Origin of the sequence: Mesorhizobium sp. M4A.F.Ca.ET.090.04.2.1 (genome assembly GCF_003999085.1) — a bacterium.
Lineage (GTDB): Bacteria > Pseudomonadota > Alphaproteobacteria > Rhizobiales > Rhizobiaceae > Mesorhizobium.
Window position 1 is genome coordinate 1 of sequence record NZ_RZOT01000715.1, and the last position, 2340, is coordinate 2340.

Below are 2340 nucleotides of genomic sequence, written 5' to 3' on the forward strand. Positions count from 1 at the left end.
CTTGTAGGCCTCGTAGCGCCGCTCCATCATCGCCTGCAGCGAACCGGGGCGGGGCCGCCGCTCGGCCAGTGCCGGCAACGGCGCGAAGGTCAGCGCGGGCGAGCCGTCGAGGTCGCCGGGCATCAGGAAACGGCCGGGCGGCAAGGTCGACAGCGCGCGCTCGTCGAGCTTGCACGCCTTGAGATAGGCCGAAAAGGCCTCGGCAAGCCGGCGCGCCGTCATCTCGTCGGCATCGGCGTTGGGATCGATCTGAGCGGCGAGCGTCCGCCAGCCCTCGGAAAGATCGGCGCGCACGGGCAGTGCCGCCATCTCCATCGCCTCGCGCGAGAAATCGGCGAAGGATTTGCCGAGCAGCGGCAGGTCAAGCAGCCATTCGCCCGGGTAGTCGACGATGTCGAGCGACAATTTTCCAGCCGAAAACATACGGTTCCAGCCAGAAGCTGATTCGTATTCGATGGTCAGCCGGAGCTCGGAAATGGCGCGCGTCGAGTCTGGCCAGACACGGTCGTTGACCAGCGCCGCGACATGATCCTCGTACTGGAAGCGGGGAACGGCATCGTCGGGCTGCTCTTCGAGGAAGGCGCGCGCGATGCGCCCCGATTTCTGCGCTTCGAACAGCGGCAGGCGCCCGCCATGGATCAGGTTGTGGACAAGCGCAGAGATGAACACCGTCTTGCCGGCGCGGGAAAGGCCGGTGACCCCCAGCCTCAGCGACGGCGAAAAGAGCTCGGCGGCGCGCCCTGAGAGCGTGTCGAGAGCGATCTTCGCCTCGTCGGTGAAAGTGGTCAGCGATGATGCCAAAACATGCTCTCTGAGGGCCGGTCGGTTCCCGATATAGGCACTCAGGCGGCGGTTTGGAATGGCGCCGCCAATTTGCGTCTCAGAGATCGGCCGGTGTCAGAAAGGCCTCGAGATAGCCGCTGCCTTGCTCGGCATGGGCAAGATCGCCTGGAAAGCGCACGACGGCGAGGCCCGAGGTGGGGAAACCGTGGTTCAGCATGCCACGCGCGGCTTCCTCGCCGTCGCCCGAAACCGCCATGGCGAGATCCTCCGTCATCGGATTGTGGCCGATGACCAGAAGCGAGCCCGCCCCGCCATTGTCGCGGATGATGGCGAGATAGCCGGCGGCGTCCTCGCTGTAGAGCGTGTCGAAGAACAGCACCCGCCCGGTATCTGTCTGGCCGGCCAGTCCCTCCAGGGTCTGGCGAGCCCGTTTTGCGTTGGAGCAAAGGGTCAGGTCGGGCACGTAGTTGCGGCTGCGCATGGCTGCCCCGATCGCCTCGGCTTCGGCGATGCCGGAGGCATCGAGCGGACGGTCGAAGTCGCGTACGCCGGGCAGCGCCCATCCGGCCTTGGCATGTCTCAACAGGTAGAGTTTGCTCACCGCTCCCCCAAAATGCCTTGTTGGCACAATGGGATTAGCCACGAGAAAGGCATGGCGCACAATGGCCAATAGCCTTCAACCACAACGAATCATGGATGAATTCGAGTTCCGCCCGCAAGCATAAAGATATCATGGTCAGCTGTGAGCCCGATATTACATTTGCGTGAAACGGTCGCCGATTGCGCTTGTGCAGGCTTCTCTGCGCGAATATATAGGCGCCAAATTTGGGGTTGTTGGGTGAGTCGAATGAACGACATCGTTACCGCCGATTACGTACCCTCCGAAGACGAGCCGTTCATGAACGAACGGCAGAAATCCTACTTTCGCATGAAGCTCGTCGCCTGGAAGAACGACATTTTGCGCGAAGCGCGCGAAACCCTCGAAATCCTGCAGCAGGAAAACGCCAACCATCCCGACCTCGCCGACCGCGCCTCCTCGGAAACCGACCGAGCCATTGAACTCCGCGCCCGCGATCGTCAGCGCAAGCTCATCTCGAAAATCGATTCCGCGCTCCAGCGCATCGATGAAGGCACTTACGGCTATTGCGAGGAGACTGGCGAGCCGATTGCCCTGAAGCGGCTCGATGCGCGTCCGATCGCGACCCTGTCGATCGAGGCGCAGGAGCGCCACGAGCGCCGCGAGAAGGTCTATCGCGACGACTGACCCGCGAACGATCGTCCCGGAATCGTTAATGGCCGGGCGACCGGCCATTTTGTGCGGGCGCGGCCGTGCCTCCTCGATGCCCAATCCGTGTTGCCGGATTTGACTTTTGCTACCGCTTCTGGCTGGCAAGTTCGCCGAGTAGCTTCGTCATTTCGTCGTCGAGCGATGACGGCGCCTTCGCCGCCGGTTTGCTCGCATGTGAATCGTCGAGCGAAACCTCGAGTTCCTGCATCAGCGTATCGTCTATGGAAACTGGCTTGGCTGGCGGCGGGGCATGCCGGGCGCCATTGGTG

General features: G+C 62.9%; 3 protein-coding genes and 1 pseudogene. 1 reads left to right on the plus strand and 3 read right to left on the minus strand.

Annotated features, from left to right (window positions below):
* Positions 1 to 801, minus strand: an 801-nt coding sequence (locus tag EN781_RS30850; RefSeq protein WP_189347947.1) for a YcjX family protein, incomplete at its 3' end; no start/stop codon positions are given.
* A gap of 79 nt (positions 802 to 880) precedes the next feature.
* Positions 881 to 1384: a histidine phosphatase family protein gene (locus tag EN781_RS30855; protein WP_127400649.1), complete on the minus strand. Its 504-nt coding sequence runs from the start codon at positions 1382 to 1384 to the stop codon at positions 881 to 883.
* Between the two features lie 246 nt (positions 1385 to 1630).
* Between EN781_RS30855 and dksA the strand changes: the two genes are divergently transcribed.
* Positions 1631 to 2047, plus strand: a complete 417-nt coding sequence (gene dksA / locus EN781_RS30860) for an RNA polymerase-binding protein DksA (protein ID WP_126054771.1) — start codon at positions 1631 to 1633, stop codon at positions 2045 to 2047.
* Between the two features lie 109 nt (positions 2048 to 2156).
* Here the strand turns inward: dksA and EN781_RS30865 are convergent.
* Positions 2157 to 2340 (minus strand): annotated as a pseudogene (locus EN781_RS30865) (hypothetical protein); the annotation flags it as partial.